This window comes from Amycolatopsis anabasis (assembly GCF_009765355.1).
Taxonomy (GTDB): Bacteria; Actinomycetota; Actinomycetes; order Mycobacteriales; family Pseudonocardiaceae; genus Amycolatopsis; species Amycolatopsis anabasis.
Genome location: NZ_VTHK01000066.1, coordinates 420 through 24,507, shown reverse-complemented (window position 1 = coordinate 24,507; position 24,088 = coordinate 420). Strand labels below are relative to the sequence as shown.

Genomic DNA, 24,088 nt, shown 5'->3' with positions numbered 1-24,088 from the left:
CACTGTCGGCCACGCCCGGTAACGTCCCGGTCATGACCGCCGTACTCAGCTCCCGCGCGCGCAACCGCGCCCTGCTGGCCCGCCAGCTCCTCCTGCGCCGCCACGAGCTGACCGCGGCCGGGGCCCTCGAGCACCTGGTCGGCCTGCAGGCCCAGGCGCCGATGCCGCCCTACACCGGCCTGTGGACCCGGTTGCGGGGCTTCCAGCCGGACGAACTCGTCGAGCTGCTCACCGGCCGCGCGGCCGTCCGGATCGCGCTGATGCGCTCGACCGTGCACCTGGTCACCGCGCGCGACTGCGTCACCCTGCGCCCGCTGCTGCAACCCGCCGTGCAGCTGGGCCTGTACAGCACCCCCGCGGGCCGGGCCATGGCCGGGGTGGACGTCGACAAACTGCTCGCGGTCGCCCGGGAACTCCTCGACGAGCGCCCCCGCACCACCGCCGAACTCGGCGCCGCGCTCCGCGAACGGTTCCCGGACCGGCCCGCCGAGTCGCTTGCCCGGCACGTTCGCGGGCTGCTGCCGCTGGTCCAGGTCCCGCCGCGCGGCCTGTGGGGGCGCAGCGGCCAGGCCAGGTGTACCACCGCCGAAACCTGGCTCGGCGAACCGCTTTCCCGCACCAGCTCGCTGGACACCCTGGTGACCCGCTACCTCGCCGCGTTCGGCCCGGCCTCGGTGCTCGACATCCAGAAGTGGTCCGGGCTGACCAAACTGGGCGAGATCGTCGAAGCGCTCCGGCCGGAGCTGCGCGCGTTCCGCGACGAGCAGGGCCGGGAGCTGTTCGACCTGCCCGACGCGCCGCGCCCCGGCCCCGAAACGTCCGCGCCGCCCCGGTTCCTGCCCGAGTTCGACAACCTGCTGCTGTCCCACGCCGACCGCGAACACATCCTCACCGAGGAGCACCGCAAGCGGTTGTTCACCAAGAACGGCCTCATCCCGGCCACGATCCTGGTGAACGGCACGGTCCGCGGGACGTGGAAGATCGAGCGCGCCAAGCAGGCCGCCACCCTGGTCATCCAGCCGTTCTGCACATTGTCCAAAAAGGACACCTCGGGACTGGTCGCCGAGGGCGGGCGGTTGCTCCGCTTCACCGCTCCCGAGGCGGACCACGACGTCCGGTTCACTCCGGCGGGCTGACCGGGCCGATCGGGCCCGGCAGGGCAGAATGGCACGAGTGACGGCGAAGGAGAACGGTTTACTGGATTCGGTACTCGCCCAGGCCGAGGAGCGGCCCCAGGACCCGGGGATCACGGCGATCATGGACGGGGCCCTCTCCGCGTTCCTGGACTTCGGGATCCGCCGCACGACGATGAACGAGATCGCCCGCCGCGCGGGGCTGGGCGTCGCGACGGTGTACCGGCGGTTCCCGCAGAAGGGCGAGCTGGTCGAGGCGGTGATGCTGCGCGAGGCGGCCCGGTTCGTGGCAGGCGTCGACGCGAAGACGCGGGACGCGCGGGACCTGGAGGAACTGGCCGTCGAGGGCTTCGTGGCGTTCATCTCGGGCCTGCGCGGCCACCCGCTGCTGACCAGGCTGATCGAGATCGAACCGGAGACGGTCCTGCCGATGCTGACCAGCGGGGGCGCTCCCCTGCTCGCGCTCGGGCGCGGCTACCTCGCCGGGGTGCTGGCCGACTGGCAGCGCCGCGGCGAGCTCGCGGACTTCGATCTCGAACCGCTCGCGGAGGTCTTCGCCAGGCTGGCTCACTCCCTGGCGCTCACTCCGGAGGGCATCATCCCCAGTGCCGACGACGCGGCGACTCGCGAGTTCGCGAGAACGTTCCTGCTGCCGATGCTCACCGCACCCCGGTGAGCGGAGGACTCAGGCCGCGCTGGTGACCGCGAGGGCGGCCTGACCGGCTTCGGTCAGCTCCGCGAGCACCCGGCCGTTGCCGCCGACCGCCTCGGCGGGCCGGATGAAGCCGTCGCGCGCGAGTTCGTGCGCGGTCACCTGGTCGCAGCACGCGAAGCCGTCGATGAACAGATCCGGCTCGCAGCTGCGGGACATCTGCGCGCGGTGCGCGGCAACCGCACGCAACATCGCCATCGCTCTATGAGACAGTTCGCTGGAACCCGTCACGGGAACCAACCCCCCTCTAGGGAACCTGGTCTAAACCTGCTAGCTGTGTGCAATGAGTTATCGCACACTGCTCCGATAGTGTTAACAGTCTTACAAGAGGCGCTATAGATCCGGTAGATACCTTCGTCGCGGCGACTCTTCGTGAAGACGCAGTTTTCGTCCGCTTATGACGACACTTCCGGGTCCCCGGTTCCCGTCGTCACCGGGACCGGCAGCGCCGGCCCCAGCACCCGCGCCCACTGCCGGATGATCCGCTTGCGCCGCCGGGTGTCGTCGGTCAGCAGGTTGGCCAGTCCCAGCCCGCGGCCGAGGTCCAGGGTGGCCTGCACCATCTCCCGCACTCCCGGATGCGACTCGTCCACGCCGAGCAGTTCCACTGCGATCCGGTGCGCCTCCCGCCCGACTCGCGCCTCCAGCGGCACCAGGACGGCACGCAGCGATTCGTCGGTGGACGCGGCGACCCACAGGTGCAGGGCGGCCCGGAACATCGGGCCCGCGTACAGATCGAGCAGCGTGTCGACCACGGCCTCGATCCGGGAGCTGCCGCTGGGCAACTCCTCGGTCCGGGTGCGCAGCTCGATCAGCTGGACCTCGCCGACCAGTTCCACCGCGGCGGTGACCAGGTCCTCCCGCGTCGGGAAGTGGTGCTGCGCGGCACCGCGGGACACCCCGGCGCGTTCGGCGATGATCGCGACGGTGGTGCCGTTCCAGCCGAGCTCGGCGATGCACTCGACGGCGGCCTCCACCAGCCGCCGCCGAGTGGTCCTGCTCCGTTCCTGCTGGGGTTCGCGCGTGCTCAGGACGGCTCCACCCAGAAGTCGAGCTGGAGGTCCTCCTCGCGCTCGCACAGCCGGTACTTCGCGAAATCGGTGACGCCCTCGGCCGCGAGCACCTCGTCGTCGATATAGAAGTTCCCGGTCGCCTCCCGGCTCGGCCGGTTCAGGATCGCGTGCGCCGCGTCGGCCATGATCTCCGGCGTCCGCGACCGGTTGGCCAGTTCGGCGCCGACGACGTTGCGGATGGCGGCCGTGTCGATCGTGGTCCGCGGCCACAGCGAGTTCGCGGCGATGCCGTCCCCGGCCAGTTCGGCCGCGAGCCCGACGGTCACCAGGCTCATCGAGTACTTCGCGATGCTGTAGGCCAGGTGCCCGGCGGTGAACCACTTCGGGTCCAGGCTGATCGGCGGCGACAGCGTCAGGATGTGCGGGTTCGCCGCCTGGCGCAGGTGCGGAATGGCGAGCTTGGCCAGCAGGAACGACCCGCGCGCGTTGATGTCCTGCATCAGGTCGTAGCGCTTCATGCTCACCGCCTCGGTGGGCGTGAGGTCGATCGCGCTCGCGTTGTTCACCACGATGTCCAGGCCGCCGAACTGCTCGACGGTCTTGGCCACCGCGGCGGCCACGGCGTCGTCCTCGCGGATGTCGCCGACGATCGGCAGCGCCTGGCCGCCCGCCTCCTCGATCGCCTTCGCCGCGGTGTAGATCGTGCCGGGCAGTTTGGGGTGCGGATCGGCGGTCTTGGCGATCAGCGCGATGTTCGCCCCGTCGCGGGCGGCGCGGACCGCGATGGCCTCGCCGATCCCCCGGCTGCCGCCGGACATGATCAAGGTCTTGCCAGCGAGTGTGCTCAAGTTCTTCTCCCTAGTACGACTTCGGCAGGCCGAGGCTGTGCTGCGCGACGAAGTTCAACACCATCTCACGGCTCACCGGGGCGATCCGGCCGACCCGGACGGCGCTCAGCAACGCGCCGAGCCCGTACTCCGAGGCCAGCCCGTTGCCGCCGTGCACCTGCACCGCCTGGTCGACGGCCTTGATCGCCACCTCGGCGCCCGCGTACTTGGCCATGTTGGCGGCCTCACCCGCGCCGAAGTCGTCACCCGAGTCGTACCGGGCGGCGGCCTTCTGGGTCATCAGCTTGGCCAGTTCCAGTTCGATCTTGATCTGCGCGAGCGGGTGGGCCAGCCCCTGGTGCGAGCCGATCGGCGCACCCCACACGCTGCGCTCCTTGGCGTACTGGACCCCTTTGTCCAGGGCGTACCTCGCGATACCGAGCGAGAATGACGCGCCCATGATGCGTTCCGGGTTCAGCCCGGCGAACAGCTGCGCGATGGCCGCGTCCTCGGAACCCACCAGGGCGTCCGCGGGCAGCCGCACGTCGTCGAGGAACAGCGAGAACTGGTGGTCGGCGGACACCAGGTCCATCTCGATCTTCTGGTACTCGAACCCCGGGGCGTCGGTCGGCACGATGTACAGCGCGGGCTTGAGCTTGCCGGTCTTCGCGTCCTCGGTGCGGCCGACGATCAGCACGGCGTCCGCCTCGTCGACGCCGGAAATGAAGACCTTCCGCCCGCTGAGGATCCAGTCGCCGCCGTCGCGGCGGCCGGTCGTGGTGATCTTGTGCGCGTTCGACCCGGCGTCCGGTTCGGTGATGCCGAACGACATCTTGACCTCACCGCCTGCGAACCGGGGCAGCCAGTGCTTCTTCTGCTCCTCGGTGCCGAACCGCGCGATCACCGTTGCGCAAATGGCCGGGGACACCACCATGAGCAGCATCGGCGTGCCCGCCGCGCAGAACTCCTCGCACACCGCGGCCAGGTCGCCGATGCCCGCGCCCCCGCCGCCGTACTCCTCGGGCACGTTCACGCCGAGGTAGCCGAGCCGCCCGGCCTCGGCCCACAGTTCGCCGGTGTGCTCCCCGGCGCGGGCCTTGCGCGTGTAGTACTCGGGGCCGTACTTCTTCCCGAGTTCGGCGACCGCCTTGCGCAGCGCGGTCCGCTCTTCGGTCTCGACGAAGTCCACTGACTTACTCCTTTTCCTGCACGACTGCGAGCACGGTTCCCAGCTCCACCTGTTGTCCCACGGTCACCGGGAGTTCGCCGACCACGCCATCCGCGGGCGCCGAGATCCGGTGTTCCATCTTCATCGCCTCCAGCCAGAGGATCGGCTCCCCGGCTTCGACGGTGTCGCCCTGGGCAACCGCGATCCGCAGCACGGTTCCGGGCATCGGGGCCAGCAGCGAACCCGCGGCCAGGGCCGCGTCCGGATCGGCGAAGCGCGGGGCCCGGGTGAACGCGACCGGCCCGAGCGGCGAGTCGACGCACACCAGCCCGTCGCCGTACCGGGCCACGCCGAACGTCCGGCGTACCCCATCGAGATCCAGTACGACCCGCTCCGGGGTCGCCTCGACGAGCACGACGCCCGCGTAGTCCTCGGCACGCAAACCGTCACGAGTCAGCCGGTAACTCACCGCGTACTCGGTTTCCCCGGCCAGGTACCGCTTCCGCTGGGGTGTCGAGGGCACGTTCCGCCAGCCGCTGGGCAGGGCGCCCAGGGTGCTCGCCGTCGCCCGGTTCGCGGCCGCGTCGGCGAGCGCGGCGGCCAGCGCCGAGACGCGGGTGGCGTCCGAGTCGGCGAGCGGCCGGGCCAGGGTGTCCAGCCCGTGGCGGTCGAAGAAGGCGGTGTCGGTCTCCCCGGCCAGGAACGCCTCGTGCCGCAGCACGTTCACCAGCAGATCGCGGTTGGTGCGCACACCGTGGATCTCGGCCCCGGCCAGTGCGGCGGCCAGCCTGCGCGCGGCACTCCGCCGGTCCGGCCCCCAGGCGATGACCTTCGCCAGCATCGGGTCGTAGTGCACGCCCACCACCGAACCGCTGACCACGCCCGAATCCAGCCGGAGGCCGTGCCCGGCGGGCAGGCCGAATTCGGCGTCCACCCCGGGCACCGCGAACCGGCGCAGAGTTCCGCTCTGCGGCTGCCAGTTCTCGGCGGGGTCTTCGGCGTAGAGCCGGACCTCGATGGCGTGGCCGGTCCACTGCGGAGGATCGGCGGGCAGCCGTTCCCCTTCCGCGATCCGGAGTTGCAGCGCCACCAGGTCAAGGCCGGTGACGCATTCGGTGACCGGGTGCTCGACCTGCAGGCGGGTGTTCATCTCCAGGAAGTAGAACCGGCCGTCGCCGGTGGCCAGGAACTCCACGGTCCCCGCGCCCACGTAGTCGATCGCCTTGGCCGCCTTGCGGGCCGCGTCGAACAACTCCTCGCGCATGGCCGCGTCGACCAGGGGCGAGGGCGCCTCCTCGACGACTTTCTGGTGCCGCCGCTGGATCGAGCATTCCCGCTCCCCCACCGCCCACACCGTGCCGTGCGTGTCGGCGAGTACCTGGACCTCGATGTGCCGCCCGGTCTCCAGGTAGCGCTCGCAGAACACCGTGGGATCGCCGAAGGCCGAACCCGCCTCGGCCTTCGCGCTCGCCACCGCATCGTCCAGTTCGGACAGTTCGCGCACGATCCGCATCCCGCGCCCGCCGCCACCCGCGGAAGCCTTGACGAGCAAGGGCAGATCGGCCTCGGTGACTTCGGCGGGGTCCAGTTCGGACAGTACCGGGACCCCGGCGGCGTCCATCAGCCGTTTCGATTCGACCTTGGAGCCCATCTTCTCGATGGCCTCCGGCGGCGGGCCGACCCAGGTGAGCCCGGCGTCGAGCACGGCCCGGGCGAACGCGGCGTTCTCGGACAGGAAGCCGTATCCGGGATGGATCGCGTCGGCCCCGGTGTCTCCGGCGGCGCGCACCAGCAGATCCGCGCGCAGGTAGGTCTCCGCGGGCGTGTTGCCCGGCAGCCGCACCGCCGCGTCCGCCTCGGTGGCATGGGGAGCGTCGGCATCGGCGTCGGAGAACACCGCCACGGTCCCGATTCCGGTGTCCCGGCAGGACCGGAAGACCCGGCGAGCGATCTCACCGCGGTTGGCGACCAGAAGGTTCTTGATCACGGAGTATGCCTCACATCCGGAAGACGCCGAAGCCCTCGGCGCCCTTGACTGGTCCATTGTGGATCGCGGACAGGCTGAGCCCGAGCACGGTCCGGGTGTCCCGCGGATCGATGATCCCGTCGTCGTAGAGCATCCCGGACAGGAACATCGGCAGCGACTCGGCCTCGATCTGGTTCTCCACCATCGCCCGCATGGCGGCGTCGTGTTCCTCGTTGTACTCCTGACCCTTGCTGGCCGCGGACTGGCGCGCCACGATGGACAGCACCCCGGCCAGCTGCGCCGGCCCCATCACCGCGGACTTCGCGCTCGGCCAGGCGAACAGGAACCGGGGATCGTAGGCGCGCCCGCACATCCCGTAGTGCCCGGCGCCGTAGGACGCGCCCATCAGCACCGAGACGTGCGGCACCTTCGAGTTCGACACCGCGTTGATCATCATCGCGCCGTGCTTGATGATCCCGCCCTGCTCGTACTCCTTGCCGACCATGTACCCGGTGGTGTTGTGCAGGAAGACCAGCGGGGTGTCGGACTGGTTCGCCAGCTGGATGAACTGGGTGGCCTTCTGCGACTCCTCGCTGAACAGCACGCCCTGGGCGTTGGCCAGGATGCCGACCGGATACCCGAACACGGTCGCCCAGCCGGTGGTCAGGCTGGTGCCGTAGAGCGGTTTGAACTCGTCGAACTCGGAACCGTCGACCACGCGGGCGATCACCTCGCGCGGATCGAACGGGACCTTGAGGTCCGAGGGCACGATGCCGAGCAGGTCCTCGGCGGAGTAGAGGGGGCCTTGGACAACAGGCATGGGCGTGGGTCCCTGCTTGTGCCAGTTGAGCCGCCGGATGATGCTCCGGCCGAGCCGGATCGCGTCCTCCTCGTCGGCCGCCAGGTAGTCGGCCAGCCCGGAGACCCGCGCGTGCATTTCCGCGCCGCCGAGCGATTCGTCGTCGGACTCCTCACCGGTCGCCATCTTCACCAGCGGCGGCCCGCCGAGGAACACCTTCGCGCGTTCCTTGACCATCACCACGTAGTCCGACATACCGGGCAGGTAGGCGCCCCCGGCCGTGGAGTTGCCGAAGACCAGCGCGACCGTCGGGATGCGCTCCGCCGACGACCGGGTCAGGTTGCGGAACGTGCGCCCGCCCGGGATGAAGATCTCCTTCTGGGTGGGCAGATCCGCGCCACCGGATTCGACGAGGTTGATCACCGGCAGCCGGTTCTCCGCCGCGATGTCCGCCGCGCGCAGGCCCTTCTTCAGGCTGGACGGGTTGCTCGCGCCGCCCTTCACCGTCGGATCGTTGGCGATGATCACGCATTCGACGCCTTCGACCACGCCGATCCCGGTGACCACGCTGGCGCCGACCTTGTAATCGGTGCCCCAAGCCGCGAGCGGGGACAGCTCGAGGAACGGCGAGTCCTCGTCGATCAGCAGCTCGACGCGTTCCCGCGCGAGCAGTTTGCCGCGTTTGCGGTGCCGTTCCACGTATTTCTCGCCACCGCCCGCGATGGCCTTGGCGTGCTCGGCCTCGAGTTCGGCCAGTTTCGCCAGCATCGCGTCCCGGTTCGCGGCGAACTCCGCGCCCTGGGTGTCCGCGGTGGATTTCAGAACCGTCATGCGGTGTATCCCAATCGTTTCGCGGCGAGACCCGCCAGGATTTCGTTCGTACCACCACCGATGCCGAGGATCCGGATGTCCCGGTAGTGCCGCTCCACTTCGGACTCGCGCATGTAGCCCAGCCCGCCGTGCAGCTGCACCGCCTCGTTGACCACCCATTCCCCGGTCTCCACGGCGGTGTTCTTCGCGAAGCACGCCTGGGCGATCACCTCTTCGCCTGCCACGTGCCGCAACGCGACCTGCCGGACGTAGGTGCGCGCCACGTCGATCCGCCGGGCCATCTCGACCAGCTTCTGCTGCACGAGCTGGCGGGAGATCAGCGGGCGACCGAACGTCTCGCGCATCCGGCACCAGTCCAGGGTGAGGTCCAGCGCCCGCTGCGCGGTCGCGTAGCCCTGCACGGCCAGCGACAGCCGCTCGGTGACGAAATGCGTGGCGACCTGGGCGAACCCGCTGTTCTCCGCGCCCACCAGGTTCTCCGCCGGCACCCGTGCATCCACATAGGACAGTTCGGCGGTGTCCGAGCAGTGCCAGCCCATCTTCTCCAGGCCCCGGGTCACCGTGAACCCCGCCGTGCCGCGTTCGACCACCAGCAGCGAGAGCCCGTGCGCGCCCGGATCGCCGGTGCGCACCACGGTGGTCACGAAATCGGCCCGGACCCCGGAGGTGATGAACGTCTTGGCGCCGTTGACGACGTAGTGGTCGCCCTCCCTGCGGGCCACCGTGCGCACCGAGGCCACGTCCGAACCGCCATCCGGTTCGGTGACGGCGAGCGAGCCGATCAGCTCCCCGGCCAGGGTGGGCTTGACCCACTTCCCGATCTGCGCGGGGTCGGCGGCCGTGGCGATGTGCGGCACCGCGATCCCGCAGGTGAACAGCGATGCGATCAGCCCGCCGGAGCCGCCCGCGTAGTGGATCTCCTCGGTGACCGTGAGCGCGTCGAGGTAGTCCCCGCCGCCACCACCGACCTCCTCCGGGAACGCCACCCCGAGCAGGCCGAGTTCGCCCGCCTTGCGGTGCAGGTCCCGGGGCAGCTCCCCGGCGCGTTCCCAGTCGTCGAGATGCGGCAGCACCTCGCGTTCCATGAAACTCCGCACGGTCTTGCGCAGCGCGACGCGTTCCGGCGTGGCGAACGGGTCCGCGTAGGTCACAGGAGTACCTCCGGAATCTCGATGTGGCGGCCGCGCAGCCATTCGCCGAGCGCCTTCGCCTGCGGGTCGAAGCGCGCCTGGGATGCGACGCCCTCGCCGAGCAGGCCGTCGACCACGAAGTTGACCGCGCGCAGATTGGGCAGCAGGTACCGGTGCACCGGAAGCTCGGCGGTCTCCGGTAGCAGCCGTTTCAGTTCCTCGACGGTGAGCGCGTGCGCGAGCCACCGCCAAGCCTCGTCCGACCGCGCCCACACCCCGACGTTCGCGCTGCCGCCCTTGTCCCCGCTGCGCGCGCCGAACACCGCGCCGAGTGCGACCTTCCGGGCCGGTCCGGCCGGGAGTGGTTCGGGCAGCGCTGGATCGTCCACATCGGACAGTTCCCGGGTTTCCACCGCGGGGGCGATGTCCACGCGCTCCCCGTCCGGGCGCACCGCGACGTGCGGCACCTCGCTGGCGTCCACAAAGGACGCTGTGTACACGCCGTAAGGCGAGGCGTCCGAGGGCGGCGCGGTGACGTGGAAACCGGGATAGCTCGCCAGGGCCAGCTCGATCGCGGCTCCGCTGAACGCGCGACCGGCGACCTTCGGATCGGCGTCCTTGACCGCGCAGTGCAGCAGCGCGCTCGCCCGCTGCTCGGTGTCGGCGTCCTGGTGATCGGTGCGCGCGAGCGTCCAGCGCACCTCGGCCGGGGGTTTGGCCTTGAGCGCGGTCTCCAGCTGTTCGCGCACCAGCGCGGCCTTCGCCTCGATGTCCAGGCCGGTCAGCACGAACGTGGTCTCGTTGCGGAACCCGCCGACGGTGTTCAGGCAGACCTTCAAGGTGGGCGGCGGGGCCTCGCCCCGGGCGCCGGTGATCCGCACCCGGTCCGGGCCGTCCTGGGTCAGTGTCATCGTGTCGAACCGGCTGGTGACGTCCGGCCCCGCGTACCGCGCCCCGGTGATCTCGTACAGCAGCTGCGCGGTCACCGTGCCCACGTTCACCACGCCGCCGGTGCCCTCGTGCTTGGTGATCACGCTGGCTCCGTCGGCCTCGATCTCGGCGATCGGGAAACCCGGGACGCCGAGTTCGTGCTCGGTGAAGAACGCGTAGTTGCCGCCGGTGGCCTGCGCGCCGCATTCGATCACGTGCCCGGCGACCACGGCCCCGGCGAGCGCGTCGTAGTCGTCGCGCCGCCAGCCGAAGTGCGCGGCCGCGGGCCCGACGATCAGCGACGCGTCGGTGACCCGGCCGGTGACCACGACGTCCGCGCCCGCGTTGAGGCAGTCCACAATGCCCCACGCGCCGAGATAGGCGTTCGCGGTCAACGGGCTGCCCAGGCCGAGTTCGCCCGCGCGGGGCAGCAGATCGTCGCCCTCGACGTGCGCGATCTTCGCGTCCACCCCGAGCTTCTCCGCGAGTTCGCGCAGTGCCCGCGCCAGCCCGGCCGGGTTCAGCCCACCCGCGTTGGCCACGATCTTGACGCCCTTTTCCTTGGCCAGTCCCAGGTTCTCCTCGAGCTGGCGCAGGAAGGTCTTGGCATACCCGCGATTCGGGTCCTTCAGCCGGTCGCGGCCGAGGATGAGCATGGTCAGCTCGGCCAGGTAGTCGCCGGTCAGCACGTCCAGCGGTCCCCCGGTGAGCATCTCCCGCACGGCGGAGAACCGGTCGCCGTAGAACCCCGACGCGTTCCCGATGCGAATCGGCGTTTTCACGCGAACTGCCCCGCCTTCCTGCCGTTTCCGGGCGGTCCGGCGAAGGCCTGGGCGATCGTCAGCCACCGCCGCGCGTCCGGGCCGGTCGCGACCAGGTTCGTGTCGTCCGGATGCCGCCGCTGGGTGACGACCAGGCAGAACCCGAGCGCGTCGCCGGTGACCCGTTGTTCGGCGTCCTCCGGCCCCCAGGACCAGGGTTCGCCGTCCGGCGCGGTCAGTTCGACCCGGAACTCCTCGGCCGGGGGCTCGAGCGAGTTCGTCGCGAAGGCGAAGTCCCGGGTGCGCACGCCGAACCGGGCGATGTGCCGGATCCGGTCGGTCACCGGGTGCTCCACGCCGAGCGCGTCGTACACGTCCTGCGCGTGCGCCCAGGTCTCCATCAGCCGCGCGGTCGCCATCGAGGCGGCGCTCATCGGCGGGCCGAACCACGGGATCTTCTGCCCCCGCGGCACGGCGGCGAGCGCCTCGGCCAGCGCGGCGCGGCCCCGCCGCCAGCCGTCGAGCAGGTCCGCCGGGGGTTTGCGGGCCCCCGCCGCGGCACCCGCGTCGACGAAGTCCGCGCCCGTGGCCAGCGCCTTCTCGACCAGGGCCGGGAACTCGCCGGGGGTGCGCGCGGCGACCAGCGACTGGTCGTCGGTCCAGGCCAGGTGGGCGATCTGGTGCGCGATCGTCCAGCCTTCGGCCGGGGTCGGCGTCGCCCAGTCCGCCTCGGGCAGCGCGGCCACCACGTCGTCCAACTCCTCGGTTTCGCCCGCGAGATCACTCAGGATCGGCCCGAGATCCGCCACACCAACCTCCTTGGGAGTGTTCGCCCCGAGCGTGGCACCGGCCCGAGTAAAAATCAAGCTTGCATGATTGTTTTTGCCGAGCCGGTCACTATCCTGTTGGCCAGAGGACAACAAAGGAGTTCCGATGAGCCTTGGGACGACCGCGCCGAGCGTGGAAAGCGTTCGGCTGAGGCGGCTGTTCGCGAGCCGGGTGCGGCCGGTCGCGGACTGGGCCTCGCCCCGGGGCGCCCAGTTGCGGGCGATCCGCCGCACGGCCGACAGCGCCGGACTGGTCCGCCTGCCGCGCGGCACCCGGGCCTGGCCCGCCCGCTACGGCGAGGTGCGCGGGATCTGGATCCGCGCCGCCGGAGCCTCCCCTTCGCATGGCGCACTGCTCTACCTGCACGGCGGCGGGTTCGTGTTCGGCTCGCCGCGTTCGCACCGGCCGCTGGCCTACCGGCTGTCCCGGCTCACCGGGCTGCCGGTGTTCCTGCTGGACTACCGGCGGGCACCGGAACACGCCTTCCCGGCCGCCGCCGAGGACGCGCTCGCCGCGTACCGGTTGCTGCTGGACAAGGGATTTCCGCCGGAACGGCTCGTCGTGGCGGGCGATTCGGCGGGCGGTCACCTCACCGCGGGGCTGCTCGCCGACCTGGCCCGCGAAGCCCTCCCCCGGCCCGCCGCGGCCTACCTGCTGTCCCCGTGGCTCGATCTCGGGCTCGCCGAAGCGTGGCGGCGGGACCGCGAGCACCGCGACCCGTTCCTGGCGCCGTCCTACGCCGAGAAGTGCCGGCTCGCCTACGCCGCCACGACCTCGATCAACCATCCCCGGCTGAACGTGCTCGGCGCGGACCACTCGGCCTGGCCGCCGGTACTCGTCCACGTCGGCGGCACCGAGGCGCTGCTCCCCGATTCCGAACGGCTGGCGGAATCGGCGGCCTCGGCGGAACTGCGGGTGTGGCCGGGGCAGGTCCACGTCTTCCAGGCGTTCGCCGACTACCTCCCGGAAGGCCGGGAAGCACTCCGGGAAGCGGGCGAGTTCCTCCGCCGCGCCCTCGGCCGGAGTTGACCTTATTGACACCTTGCCAGTAGTGCGCGGGTGCAATACGGTCACGGTGACCGCTGACCAAAGGAGGCCGCGTGGCCGACTACGCCGAAATCACCTACGAGGTCGCCGACCGCATCGCGACGATCAAGCTGAACCGGCCGGAGGCCCGCAACGGGTACACCATCCGGATGGCGGACGAACTCGGCGACGCGATGGACCGCGCGGACTCCGACGAGGACGTCCGGGTCGTGGTGCTGACCGGCAACGGCAAGGATTTCTCCGTCGGCGCGGACCTTTCCCAGGGCGGTTTCGACTTCGACGCCGAGACCGGCCCGGACGACGCGTGGCAGGAGCCCGCCGGGCGGTGCTCGAAACGGGTCTTCACCATGAACAAACCGGTGATCGCCGCGATCCGGGGCGCCGCGATCGGTGGCGGGATCACCATCACGCTGTCCGCCGACTACCGCCTCGCCTCGACCGACGCGCGCTTCGGATTCGTGTTCGTCCGGCGGGGCATCTACCCCGAGGGCGCGTCGGCGTGGTTCCTGCCGCGCCTGGTCGGGCTCGGCACCGCGATGGACTGGATGATCAGCGGCCGGGTCTTCGACGCCGAGGAGGCGCACGCGGCGGGGCTGGTGCACCGGTTGCACGCGCCGGAGGAACTGCTGGACAAGGCCTACGAACTGGCGCGCGAGCTGATCGCCACCACCGCCCCGGTCTCGGTCGCGGTCACCCGCCAGCTGCTCTACCGGATGTCCGGCCTCGACTCGCCGTTCCCGGTGCACCAGCTGGATTCGCGGCTCATCGGCGGGCTGACCGCCAACGCCGACGCGGTGGAGGGCGTGCTTTCCTTCCTGCAGAAGCGGCCGCCGAACTGGAGCATGCGGGTGAACGAGGATCTGCCGGAGTACTTGCCATGGCTGAAGGAATGACCGAATACCCGCCGGAGCCCTGGCGGCTCGCCGGGCAGGCCTACCTCTCGGTCTGGCGGTTGCCCGTGGCCGAGCTGCCCGCGCTGCCCGAAGGGGTCACGCCGGTCGTCGTCGCGGGCCGGGCCTTCGTGACCGCGGCGTGGATCGAATACCAGCCCCCCGGACAGCTGAGCTACCACGAACTGCTGTCCACGGTCGCCGTGCGCGGGCGCGGGGCGGCCGCGTCGATCACCGAGATCTGGGTGGACAGCGAGGTTTCCCTGGCCGGGGGCCGGGCGCTGTGGGGCATCCCGAAGGACCTGGCCGCGCTGGACTTCCAGCACGGCCGGACCTTCACCGCGTCGGCCAGCGCGGGCGAGGACTGGATCGCGACGGCCGCGTTCACCCCGCGCGCCGGACTGCCGATCGCCGCACCGGCCGGGTTCGAGGTCGCGCAGACCCTGAACGGCCGCCTCAAGCGCAGCCCGGTGCGCAGCAGCGCGCGACCGCGCCTCGCCTCGGCGAGCTGGAACGTCAACCCGAAAGGTCCGCTGGGCTACCTCGCCCAGCGGACCCCGCTGGTGAACCTGCACCTCCGCGACTTCCGGCTCCGCTTCGGCGGCTAGGACCGCCGGAAACACCGAGCTCAGCGACGGGCGTAGACGTCCGTCGGGACGTTCTCGGTCGCCGTGGCCGCGCCATTCGCGAAGAGCTGGTTCACCCTGGCCGCCTCCTGGGCGTTCGGGTTGGGGTTGCGGCACGAGGTTCCCGCGCTGCCACCGGACATCAGATAGGAACAGATGCCGTTGTAATTGTCCGGCAGGCCGAGGCCGTGCCCTATTTCGTGCGTCACGATCCGGAGCGCGTAATGCCCGGCGCGCACGTCGTTGTTGTCGATGTAAATGGTCGCGCAGCCGAGCCCGCAGGGATATGCCCGCGAACCGCCGCCGGTCGTGGCGGAAATGCGTATCGTCGCGTTTCCGCCACGGACCAGCCGCACGTTCGGCGCGCTGCTGGACCAGATCTGCGCGGCCTGATCCGCCTCGGCGCTGTAGCCGCTCGCGCTGTAGTAAACCGTTCTCGCGAATGACTCGGGAGCCGCGGACGCGGTCGGTGCGGTCGCGCCGGCCAATCCGAGCGCCACGGCGGAAGCGCCGACGAGCGCGCGGGAGTAATTGCGTACTGACACGAGAAATCTCCTTGCACAGCAGGGAATGCACAGTCGAATCTCGGCGCCGAGTTTCCAAATTCTAGGCCGATTCGGATAGAAAGTACCGAAAACCTCTCATACCACCTCCCATAACACCGGCCTATGACTCGGCGACGCGGCAGCGGGCGCCCTTGGCCGAGAGCGCCCTCCTCGCACGCGCAAGCACCGCGCCCTGTCGGCTCGGCGCGACACCCGGCGTCCGGTCCCGAAAGTGCTGCCACTTTCGGGACCGGGAACCCTCCGCGAGGGCGCCGCGACCAGCCGGATCAACCCATCCGAGGGATCCGCGCCACATACCCCGAGACACGCCGACACGCCACCTATGGGGGTGTTAGCGCGTCACGACCCCAAGATGTAGTCTTCGATCACCGACAGCGCGGAGGGCCATGGGGACCCGGTCCGACGTGCGAAGCGGGAGTCAGGGCACCTCGTTCGGTGGTGCGTGGAGCTGGCGCGACGGACCGGTGACGGGCCGTCGCGCGGCCGCACGAGTGCCCGCTCCGGCGCCGGTGAAGCCTGTGCAGCCGAGCACGCCGTCCTGGGCGGTGTGCCGATCCAACGCGCCCATTTTTGGAGTCATGCATGTCAGTGGAAACGAGCCACCGCCCGCCGTCGACACCGGATTCGGCACCCGCCTCGGTGCGCGTGATCCGGCGCGACGGCAGCGTGTCGCCGTTCGACGCGAACAAGATCTCGGTGGCCCTGACCAAGGCGTTCCTCGCGGTCGAGGGCGATGACGCGGCCGCCTCCTCGCGCATCCACCACGTGGTCGGCGAGCTCACCCAGCAGGTCGAGGCGTCGCTGCTGCGCCACGCCGGCCCGGAGACCGCCCTGCACATCGAGCAGATCCAGGACCTGGTCGAACTGGCCCTGATGCGCGGCGAGCACCACAAGGTCGCCCGCGCGTACGTGCTCTACCGGGAGGAACGCGCCAAGGCGCGCAAGGCGGCCGAGCCCGCGCGGGCCGAGGGCGTCATCCACGTCAAGAGCACCGACGGCACCCTCGCGCCGCTGGACTGGGATCGGGTCGCGCACGTGGTCGGCGAGGCCGTCGCCGGGCTGGACGACGTGTCCGCCGAGCCGGTGCTGACCGAGACCAGGCGGAACCTCTACGACGGCATCAGCGCCGACGAACTCGCGCTCGCGCAGATCATGGCCGCGCGCACGCTCGTCGAGCAGGAGCCCAACTACTCGTTCGTGAGCGCCCGGCTGCTGCTGGACAAGCTGCGCAGCGAGGCGCTCGGCTACCTCGCGGGCGCACCGCGGCAGGCCAGCCAGGACGAGATGACCGCCGCCTACCCGGCCTACTTCCGCGACTACCTGCGGCGCGCGATCGAGCTCGAGCTGGTCGACCCCGAACTGGCCACGTTCGACCTGGACCGGATCACCGCGGCGATCCGCGCCGAACGCGACCTCGACTTCGGCTTCCTCGGCCTGCAGACCCTCTACGACCGGTACTTCCAGCACCACGACGGTGTCCGGTTCGAGCTGCCGCAGGCGTTCTTCATGCGGGTCGCGATGGGCCTGGCGGTGCGCGAGACGGAGCGCGAGGCGCGCGCGATCGAGTTCTACGAGCTGCTCTCGTCGTTCCAGTTCATGGCGTCCACGCCGACGCTGTTCAACTCCGGCACCACCCGCCCGCAGCTGTCGTCCTGCTTCCTGACCACCGTGGACGACGACCTGGACTCGATCTTCCAGGCGTACAAGAACAACGCGCTGCTGGCGAAGTACTCGGGCGGCCTGGGCAACGACTGGACCCCGGTCCGCGGGCTCGGCGCGCACATCAAGGGCACCAACGGCCAGTCCCAGGGCGTGGTGCCGTTCCTCAAGATCGCCAACGACACCGCGGTCGCGGTGAACCAGGGCGGCAAGCGCAAGGGCGCGGCCTGCGCGTACCTGGAGACCTGGCACATCGACGTCGAGGAGTTCCTCGACCTGCGCAAGAACACCGGGGACGACCGGCGGCGCACGCACGACATGAACACCGCGAACTGGGTGCCCGACGAGTTCCTCCGCCGCGTCGAGGCGGACGGCTCGTGGACCCTGTTCTCCCCCAACGAGACGCCGGACCTGCACGACCTCTACGGCAACGCGTTCGCCGAGCGCTACCGCGAGTACGAGGCGGCGGCCGAGCGCGGCGAGATCAAGGTGTTCCGCAAGGTGCGCGCGGTCGACCTGTGGCGCCGGATGCTCACCATGCTGTTCGAGACCGGGCACCCGTGGATCACCTTCAAGGACCCGTGCAACCTGCGTTCGCCGCAGCAGCACGTCGGCGTGGTGCACTCGTCGAACCTGTGCACCGAGATCACGCTGAACACCAACTCGGACGAGGTCGCGGTGTGCAACCTCGGCTCGGTGAACCTGCTCAAGCACGTCACCGCGGAGGGCTTGGACACCGAGCGGCTGGCCCGCACCGTGCAGACCGCGGTCCGCATGCTGGACAACGTGATCGACATCAACTTCTACACCATCCCGGAGGCGCGCAAGTCCAACCTGCGGCACCGCCCGGTCGGCCTGGGCCTGATGGGTTTCCAGGACGCGCTGTTCGAACTGGGGCTGCCGCTGTCCTCGGAAGCCGCGGTCGAGTTCGCCGACCGCAGCATGGAGCACATCAGCTACTACGCGATCTCCGCCTCGGTGGACCTGGCCGAGGAGCGTGGCGCCTACGCCACCTTCGAGGGTTCGCTGTGGAGCCAGGGAATCCTGCCGATCGACTCGCTGAAGCTGCTGGCCGAGGCGCGCCGCGGGGACGGCCTCGACATCGACACGTCGTCCACTTTGGACTGGAATTCGCTGCGGCAGCGGGTGCGGACCACCGGGATGCGCAACTCCAACGTGATGGCGATCGCGCCGACCGCGACGATCTCCAACATCTGCGGGGTCGGCCAGTCGATCGAGCCGCTGTTCCAGAACCTGTTCGTGAAGTCGAACATGTCCGGCGACTTCACCGTGATCAACCCGCACCTGGTGCGCAGCCTCAAGGAGCGCGGCCTGTGGGACGAGGTCATGGTTTCGGACCTGAAGTACTTCGACGGCAGCCTCGGCGAGATCGACCGCGTGCCGGACGACCTCAAGGCGCTCTACGCGACCGCGTTCGAGGTGGAGAGCAAGTGGCTGGTGGACGCGGCTTCGCGCCGCCAGAAGTGGATCGACCAGGCGCAGTCGCTGAACCTCTACATCGCCGCGCCGAGCGGTCGCAAGCTCGACGAGCTGTACCGATACGCGTGGCACAAGGGACTCAAGACGACCTACTACCTGCGCGCCCGGTCGGCGACGCACGTGGAGAAGAGCACGCTGCGCGGCACCGACGGCAAGCTCAACGCCGTCTCCGCGACGCCCTCGCCCGCACCGTCGCCCGCGGCCGCCGTGCCGGTCACCCCGCCCCCGGCCGCCGCCCCGAAGCCGGAGCCGAAGGAACTGCCCCAGGTCGCCGACGTGGACTTCACCGCGACCGAGGGCGCGGCCTGCCGGATCGACGACCCCGACTGCGAAGCCTGCCAGTAAGGAAACCGGAACCATGACCAACACCCAAACGCCGACCGCCGACGCCACCGGCCTGGGCGAGATCGAGCGCGGCGCGGAGCGGATCAGCGTCGACGACAAGGCGATGATCAACGCCCGCGCGGACGTCAACCAGCTGCTGCCGCTGAAGTACACCTGGGCCTGGGAGAAGTACCTGGCCGGCTGCAACAACCACTGGATGCCGACCGAGGTCGCCATGCAGGCCGACATCGCGCTGTGGAAGTCGCCCGACGGCCTCACCGAGGACGAACGCCAGATGCTCAAGCGCAACCTGGGCTTCTTCGCGACCGCGGAATCCTTGGTGGCCAACAACATCGTGCTCGCGGTGTACCGGCACATCACCAACCCGGAGTGCCGCCAGTACCTGCTCCGCCAGGCCTTCGAGGAGGCCGTGCACACGCACACCTTCCAGTACATCTGCGAAAGCCTCGGCCTGGTCGAGGGCGAGCTGTTCAACATGTACCGCGAGGTTCCGTCCATTTCGGACAAGGACGCGTGGGCGCTGAAGTACACCCAGAACCTGGAGAACCCGGACTTCGAGACCGGCACGCCCGAGGCCGACCAGAACTTCCTGCGGGACCTGGTCGCCTTCTACGTGATCTTCGAGGGCATGTGGTTCTACACCGGGTTCGCGCAGATCCTCTCGCTCGGTCGCCGGAACAAGATGGTCGGGATCGCCGAGCAGTACCAGTACATCCTGCGCGACGAGTCGATCCACCTGAACTTCGGCATCGACTGCATCAACCAGATCAAGATCGAGAACCCGCACCTGTGGACGCCGGAGTTCCAGGACGAGGTGCGCGGCATGCTGACCGAGGCGTGCGCGCTCGAGGTCGCCTACGCCCGGGACACCATGCCGCGCGGCATGCTCGGGCTGTCCGCCGAGCTGTGCGAGCAGTACATGCACTTCATCACCGACCGGCGGGCCCAGCAGATCGGCCTCGCGCCGATCTTCGGCCAGGACGAGAACCCGTTCCCCTGGATGTCGGAGGCCATGGACCTGAAGAAGGAGAAGAACTTCTTCGAGACCCGGGTCATCGAGTACCAGAGCGGTGGCGCCCTCGACTGGGATTGACCCGCACCGAGCGGTGGGGTCGTGAGTGGTACGGCCGGTTCTAACCGGCTTGAAAACTCACGACCCCGCGCTTCGGTGCGCTGGTATGGTCAACAGCGCCACTGGTTCTCCCCGCTCGGCGCGTGCCGGGCGGGGAGAGGCAACAGGGAACCCGGTGCGAATCCGGGACTGCCCCGCAGCGGTAAGTGGGAACGAACGCCGTCACCGCACGAGCGGTCAAGCACTGGGTGAGGAGCCCGGGAAGCGACGGTCAATAGGCCCGGCTCGCCACGAGCCCCCGCCCACGAGTCCGAATACCTGCCCGTGGTGCGCGTGCCACCCGGTACGCGCGAGTCCGAGCCTCGCGGGTGGGCACGACCGAACGCGGCGCTCGCCCGTTCACGCTCCCTCGCACCTCGGACTCTCCGACGAGCTCGCGAGGAGAGAGCTGTGACCGACCCCGATCGCATCGGCACGACCGTGCTCGGCTATCCCCGGATCGGCCCGGACCGCGAACTGAAACGCGCGGTCGAGGGCTATTGGGCCGGGCGCATCGACGAGGCCGAACTGCACCAGACCGCCCGGACCCTGCGGACGGACACCTGGCGCGAACTGCGCGCCGCGGGCCTGGACACCGTGCCCTCGAACACCTTCTCCTACTACGACCAGGTGCTCGACACCGCCGTGCTGTTCGGCGCGTTGCCCGAGCGGTTCACCCGGCTCGGCCTGTCCGGAATCGACACCTACTTCGCCGCCGCCCGCGGGGTCCAGGACGCGCCCGCGCTGGAGATGACGAAGTGGTTCGACACCAACTACCACTACCTGGTCCCCGAACTCGGTCCGGGCACCGCCTTCACCGTGGCCGGGAGCAAACCGCTGGACGAGTACCGCGAGGCGCGGGCGCTCGGCATCGAGACCAGGCCGGTGCTCGTCGGACCGGCCACGTTCCTGCTGCTGTCCAAGGCCGCCGACGACGCGCCCGCCGGGTTCCGGCCGCTGGATCTGCTCGATTCGCTGGTCGCCGCCTACGTCGAACTGCTCGGCACCCTGCACGACGAGGGCGTGCGCTGGGTCCAGTTGGACGAGCCCGCGTTCGCCGCGGACCGCACGCCGGCCGAACTCGACGCGCTCGCCCGCGCCTACCAGGTCCTCGGCGCCGTGGGAAAGCGGCCGAAGCTGCTGGTCGCCGGGTACTTCGGCGAGCTGGGTGACGCGCTCGGCGTGCTGGCCCGCGCCCCGATCGACGCGCTCGCCGTCGACCTCGTCACCCATCCGTCCACTGTGGACGCTGTGGCGCGGGAAGGCGCGCTGCGGGACAAGGAGGTGCTCGCCGGGGTCGTGGACGGGCGCAACATCTGGCGGGTCGACGCGGACACCGCGCTGGCTCGGGCGGCGACCCTGCTGGGCACCGCGGCCCAGGTGGGGGTCACCACCTCCTGCTCGCTGCTGCACGTGCCCTACGACGTGGACCGCGAAGCCGGGATCGACGCCCGGGTGCGGGGCTGGCTCGCGTTCGCGCGGCAGAAACTGGACGAGGTCGTGCTCATCGGCCGCGCGCTGGCGCAGGGCACGGACACCGTCGAGACCGAACTGGCCAGGGCGCGAGCGGCGGTGGCCGACCGCGCCGGGGCCCACGACCTGCGCGACACGCGGGTCCGCGCCCGGCTGGACGCGCTCCGGCCCGAGCACACGCGCCGCGCGCCCTACGCCGAACGAGCCGCGGCCCAGCGCGCGACGCTGAAGCTGCCCGACCTGCCCAGCACGACGATCGGGTCCTTCCCGCAGACCGGGCAGGTCCGCAAGGTCCGGGCGGCGTTCCGCGCCGGACGGATCGACGAGGCGAACTACCGGGCGAGCATGCACGCCGAGATCGAGAAGGTGGTGCGGCTGCAGGAGGAACTCGGCCTGGACGTGCTGGTGCACGGCGAACCCGAACGCAACGACATGGTCCAGTACTTCGCCGAGCAGCTCGACGGGTTCGCGGCGACCGAGCACGGCTGGGTGCAGTCCTACGGTTCCCGGTGCGTCCGGCCGCCGATCCTCTACGGGGACGTGTCCCGGCCGAAGCCGATGACCGTCGACTGGGTGAGCTACGCGCAGAGCCTCACCGCGCGCCCGGTCAAGGGCATGCTGACCGGGCCGGTGACGATCCTCGCGTGGTCGTTCGTCCGCGACGACCAGCCGCTCGCCGACACCGCCCGCCAGGTGGCGCTGGCGATCCGGGACGAGGTGCACGACCTGGAATCCGCGGGCATCCGGATCATCCAGGTCGACGAGCCCGCGCTGCGCGAACTGCTTCCGCTGCGCGCGCGGGAACACCAGGACTACTTCGCCTGGGCGGTCGATTCGTTCCGGCTGGCGACCTCCGGGGTGTCGAACTCGACGCAGATCCACACGCACATGTGCTACTCGGAGTTCGGGGACATCCTGCCGGCCATCGAGGCGATCGACGCCGACGTCACCAGCATCGAGGCGGCCCGGTCGCGGATGGAGGTGCTCGGCGACCTCGGCGACGCCGGGTTCTCGCGCGGGGTGGGCCCGGGCGTGTACGACATCCACTCCCCGCGCGTGCCCAGCGTCGACGAGGTCAGCAGCCTGCTGCGGACCGCGCTGGACGCCGTGCCGCTGGAGCGGGTGTGGGTCAATCCGGACTGCGGGCTGAAGACGCGCGGCTATCCGGAGGTGGAACCCGCGCTGCGCAACATCGTGACCGCCGCCAAACGGGTGCGCGCCGAACACTCGGCGTAGTCGCGCGGAGGGGCCGGGGGAATTTGCCCCCGGCCTCTTGTCACTCTGCCAATAGTGCGCGACCGTGGTCTCCGGACGTCGTCTCAGCGTGGAGGGGACCAGTTGTGAACTTGACCCAGACGATCCGCGAGCGGGTGCCGCCGCTGACCGCCATCCCGCTCCCCCGCGCCGTCGACGAGCGGCTGCTCAACCAGCACTGGCCGATGCGGGAACTGGCCGCACCACCGCCGGGCAGCGGCCTCGAACCGATCATGGGCGACGCGGGCGCGCCGCTCATCGGCCACTCGCTCGACTTCATGCGCTTCGGCGTGGAATGGGGCCTGCGGCGCTACCAGACCTACGGGCCGGTGTCCTGGATGGGCGCGTTCGGCAAGCGGATCGTCGCGCTCACCGGCCCCGAGGCGACCCAGATCGCCCTGATCAACAAGGACAAGGCGTTCTCGCAGGAGGGCTGGAAGTTCTTCATCGAGAACTTCTTCCACCGCGGCCTGATGCTGCTGGACTTCGGCGAGCACCACGCGCACCGCCGGATCATGCAGCAGGCGTTCACCCGCGACCGCCTGGCCGGGTACGTCGGCGAGATGGGACCCGCCCTGCGCGAGGGCGTCGCTGCGTGGTCCGCGCGGGGTCGGCAACGGCTCTACTGGTCGCTCAAGCAGCTGACGCTGGACGTGGCCACGCGGGTGTTCATGGACATGCGCAGCGGCGAGGAGGCCCGGAAGATCAACCGGGCGTTCGTGGACTCGGTCCGCGCCGGAACCGCCGTCGTCCGGTACCCCGTGCCAGGCGGGCGCTGGGCGGCCGGGCTGCGCGGCCGCAAGGTGCTCGAGGGCTACTTCGCCGAGAACCTGCCCGCGAAGCGCCGGGCGGACGGGGCCGACCTGTTCTCCGCGCTGTGCCACGCCACCACCGAGGACGGCGCCCGGTTCACCGACGAAGACGTCATCAACCACATGATCTTCCTGATGATGGCCGCGCACGACACCTCGACGATCACCAGCACCGCGGCGGCCTACTACCTGGCGAAGCATCCGGACTGGCAGGAACGCGCCCGCGAGGAGTCGCTGCGGCTCGGCGACGACCTGCCCGACATCGAGGCCCTGGAGGGGCTGCGCTCGCTCGATCTGGTGATCAAGGAAGCCCTGCGGCTGGTCGCGCCGGTCCCGTCGATGACCCGGAAGACCGTCCGGGACACCGAGGTGCTCGGGCACTACCTGCCCGCGAACACGCTCGTCGGCGTCGCGCCGACGATCAACCATTTCACACCGGAATGCTGGACCAATCCGTTCGATTTCGACCCGGAGCGGTTCAACGAGGAGCGCCGGGAGGACAAATCACACCGATACGCCTGGATTCCCTTCGGCGGCGGGGCGCACAAATGCATCGGGCTGCATTTCGGCACGCTCGAGGTGAAGGCGCTGCTGCACGAAATGCTGCGTGCCTACCGCTGGTCGGTGCCCGCGGACTACGAGGTGCGCTGGGACTATGTCTCGCTCCCGGTGCCGGTGGACGGACTGCCCGTCCGGCTCATCCGCCG

Annotated in this window: 20 protein-coding genes and 1 riboswitch; of the genes, 9 read left to right on the top strand and 11 right to left on the bottom strand. The window is 70.2% G+C overall.

Translation table 11 applies throughout. From position 1 onward, the window contains the following. Nucleotides 1-32: 32 nt before the first annotated feature. The gene (locus FXO23_RS43690; protein WP_158893622.1) at nt 33-1,136 is read left to right on the top strand and encodes a winged helix DNA-binding domain-containing protein; all 1,104 of its coding nucleotides are present in this window, start codon (nt 33-35) and stop codon (nt 1,134-1,136) included. Nucleotides 1,137-1,173: 37 nt separating this feature from the next. Beyond that, a complete protein-coding gene (locus FXO23_RS43685; RefSeq protein WP_246258421.1) occupies nt 1,174-1,809 on the top strand; it encodes a TetR/AcrR family transcriptional regulator in 636 nt (211 codons plus the stop codon). A gap of 9 nt (nt 1,810-1,818) precedes the next feature. Here FXO23_RS43685 and FXO23_RS43680 read toward each other — a convergent pair whose 3' ends face one another. The 9 genes from FXO23_RS43680 to FXO23_RS43640 all read right to left on the bottom strand — a co-directional run bounded on the left by FXO23_RS43680 (nt 1,819) and on the right by FXO23_RS43640 (nt 12,079). Then, on the bottom strand, nt 1,819-2,076 hold the full coding sequence (locus FXO23_RS43680) for a hypothetical protein (protein ID WP_158893618.1): 258 nt from the start codon (nt 2,074-2,076) through the stop codon (nt 1,819-1,821). Nucleotides 2,077-2,240: 164 nt separating this feature from the next. After that, complete coding sequence (locus FXO23_RS43675; protein WP_246258419.1) at nt 2,241-2,822, bottom strand: TetR/AcrR family transcriptional regulator; 582 nt, start codon at nt 2,820-2,822, stop codon at nt 2,241-2,243. 50 nt (nt 2,823-2,872) lie between these two features. Then, nucleotides 2,873-3,706 (bottom strand): SDR family oxidoreductase, encoded by an 834-nt coding sequence (locus FXO23_RS43670; RefSeq protein WP_158893616.1) that lies wholly within the window; start codon nt 3,704-3,706, stop codon nt 2,873-2,875. A 10-nt stretch (nt 3,707-3,716) separates the two neighbouring features. Continuing rightward, a complete protein-coding gene (locus FXO23_RS43665; protein WP_158893614.1) occupies nt 3,717-4,874 on the bottom strand; it encodes an acyl-CoA dehydrogenase family protein in 1,158 nt (385 codons plus the stop codon). A 4-nt stretch (nt 4,875-4,878) separates the two neighbouring features. Then, nucleotides 4,879-6,840, bottom strand: coding sequence for an ATP-binding protein (locus FXO23_RS43660; protein WP_158893612.1), 1,962 nt, complete (start codon nt 6,838-6,840; stop codon nt 4,879-4,881). A 10-nt stretch (nt 6,841-6,850) separates the two neighbouring features. After that, entirely contained in the window at nt 6,851-8,449 is a 1,599-nt protein-coding gene (locus tag FXO23_RS43655; protein ID WP_158893610.1) for an acyl-CoA carboxylase subunit beta, read from the bottom strand. Continuing rightward, nucleotides 8,446-9,642: an acyl-CoA dehydrogenase family protein gene (locus tag FXO23_RS43650; RefSeq protein ID WP_158893608.1), complete on the bottom strand. Its 1,197-nt coding sequence runs from the start codon at nt 9,640-9,642 to the stop codon at nt 8,446-8,448. Before FXO23_RS43650 ends, FXO23_RS43655 begins: the two co-directional genes overlap by 4 nt. Beyond that, entirely contained in the window at nt 9,597-11,291 is a 1,695-nt protein-coding gene (locus FXO23_RS43645) for an acyclic terpene utilization AtuA family protein (RefSeq protein ID WP_158893606.1), read from the bottom strand. Before FXO23_RS43645 ends, FXO23_RS43650 begins: the two co-directional genes overlap by 46 nt. Beyond that, entirely contained in the window at nt 11,288-12,079 is a 792-nt protein-coding gene (locus FXO23_RS43640) for a TIGR03084 family metal-binding protein (protein WP_158893604.1), read from the bottom strand. Before FXO23_RS43640 ends, FXO23_RS43645 begins: the two co-directional genes overlap by 4 nt. Nucleotides 12,080-12,203: 124 nt before the next feature. On the opposite strand from FXO23_RS43640, the gene FXO23_RS43635 reads away from it, so the two are divergent. The 3 genes from FXO23_RS43635 (at nt 12,204) to FXO23_RS43625 (ending at nt 14,643) form a co-directional block, all read left to right on the top strand. Then, nucleotides 12,204-13,127, top strand: a complete 924-nt coding sequence (locus FXO23_RS43635; RefSeq protein ID WP_158893602.1) for an alpha/beta hydrolase — start codon at nt 12,204-12,206, stop codon at nt 13,125-13,127. Nucleotides 13,128-13,198: 71 nt separating this feature from the next. Further along, nucleotides 13,199-14,038: an enoyl-CoA hydratase-related protein gene (locus FXO23_RS43630; protein ID WP_158893600.1), complete on the top strand. Its 840-nt coding sequence runs from the start codon at nt 13,199-13,201 to the stop codon at nt 14,036-14,038. Continuing rightward, nucleotides 14,035-14,643 (top strand): acetoacetate decarboxylase family protein, encoded by a 609-nt coding sequence (locus FXO23_RS43625; protein ID WP_158893666.1) that lies wholly within the window; start codon nt 14,035-14,037, stop codon nt 14,641-14,643. The genes FXO23_RS43630 and FXO23_RS43625 overlap by 4 nt, the downstream gene beginning before the upstream one ends. 20 nt (nt 14,644-14,663) lie before the next feature. Here the strand turns inward: FXO23_RS43625 and FXO23_RS43620 are convergent, their stop codons facing one another. Further along, entirely contained in the window at nt 14,664-15,206 is a 543-nt protein-coding gene (locus tag FXO23_RS43620) for a snapalysin family zinc-dependent metalloprotease (RefSeq protein WP_158893598.1), read from the bottom strand. Between the two features lie 439 nt (nt 15,207-15,645). Beyond that, on the bottom strand, nt 15,646-15,807 hold the full coding sequence (locus FXO23_RS43615) for a hypothetical protein (protein ID WP_158893596.1): 162 nt from the start codon (nt 15,805-15,807) through the stop codon (nt 15,646-15,648). Nucleotides 15,808-15,809: 2 nt separating this feature from the next. On the opposite strand from FXO23_RS43615, the gene FXO23_RS43610 reads away from it, so the two are divergent. The 4 genes from FXO23_RS43610 to FXO23_RS43595 form a co-directional block, all read left to right on the top strand. Next, complete coding sequence (locus tag FXO23_RS43610; RefSeq protein WP_158893594.1) at nt 15,810-18,731, top strand: ribonucleoside-diphosphate reductase subunit alpha; 2,922 nt, start codon at nt 15,810-15,812, stop codon at nt 18,729-18,731. 13 nt (nt 18,732-18,744) lie between these two features. Continuing rightward, complete coding sequence (locus FXO23_RS43605) at nt 18,745-19,824, top strand: ribonucleotide-diphosphate reductase subunit beta (RefSeq protein ID WP_158893592.1); 1,080 nt, start codon at nt 18,745-18,747, stop codon at nt 19,822-19,824. 85 nt (nt 19,825-19,909) lie between these two features. Further along, nucleotides 19,910-20,143: riboswitch (cobalamin riboswitch) on the top strand. Nucleotides 20,144-20,253: 110 nt separating this feature from the next. Then, nucleotides 20,254-22,551, top strand: coding sequence for a 5-methyltetrahydropteroyltriglutamate--homocysteine S-methyltransferase (metE, locus tag FXO23_RS43600; RefSeq protein ID WP_158893590.1), 2,298 nt, complete (start codon nt 20,254-20,256; stop codon nt 22,549-22,551). A 104-nt stretch (nt 22,552-22,655) separates the two neighbouring features. Beyond that, nucleotides 22,656-24,088 (top strand): cytochrome P450 (locus FXO23_RS43595; protein ID WP_158893664.1); only part of this gene is annotated, 1,433 nt, incomplete at its 3' end.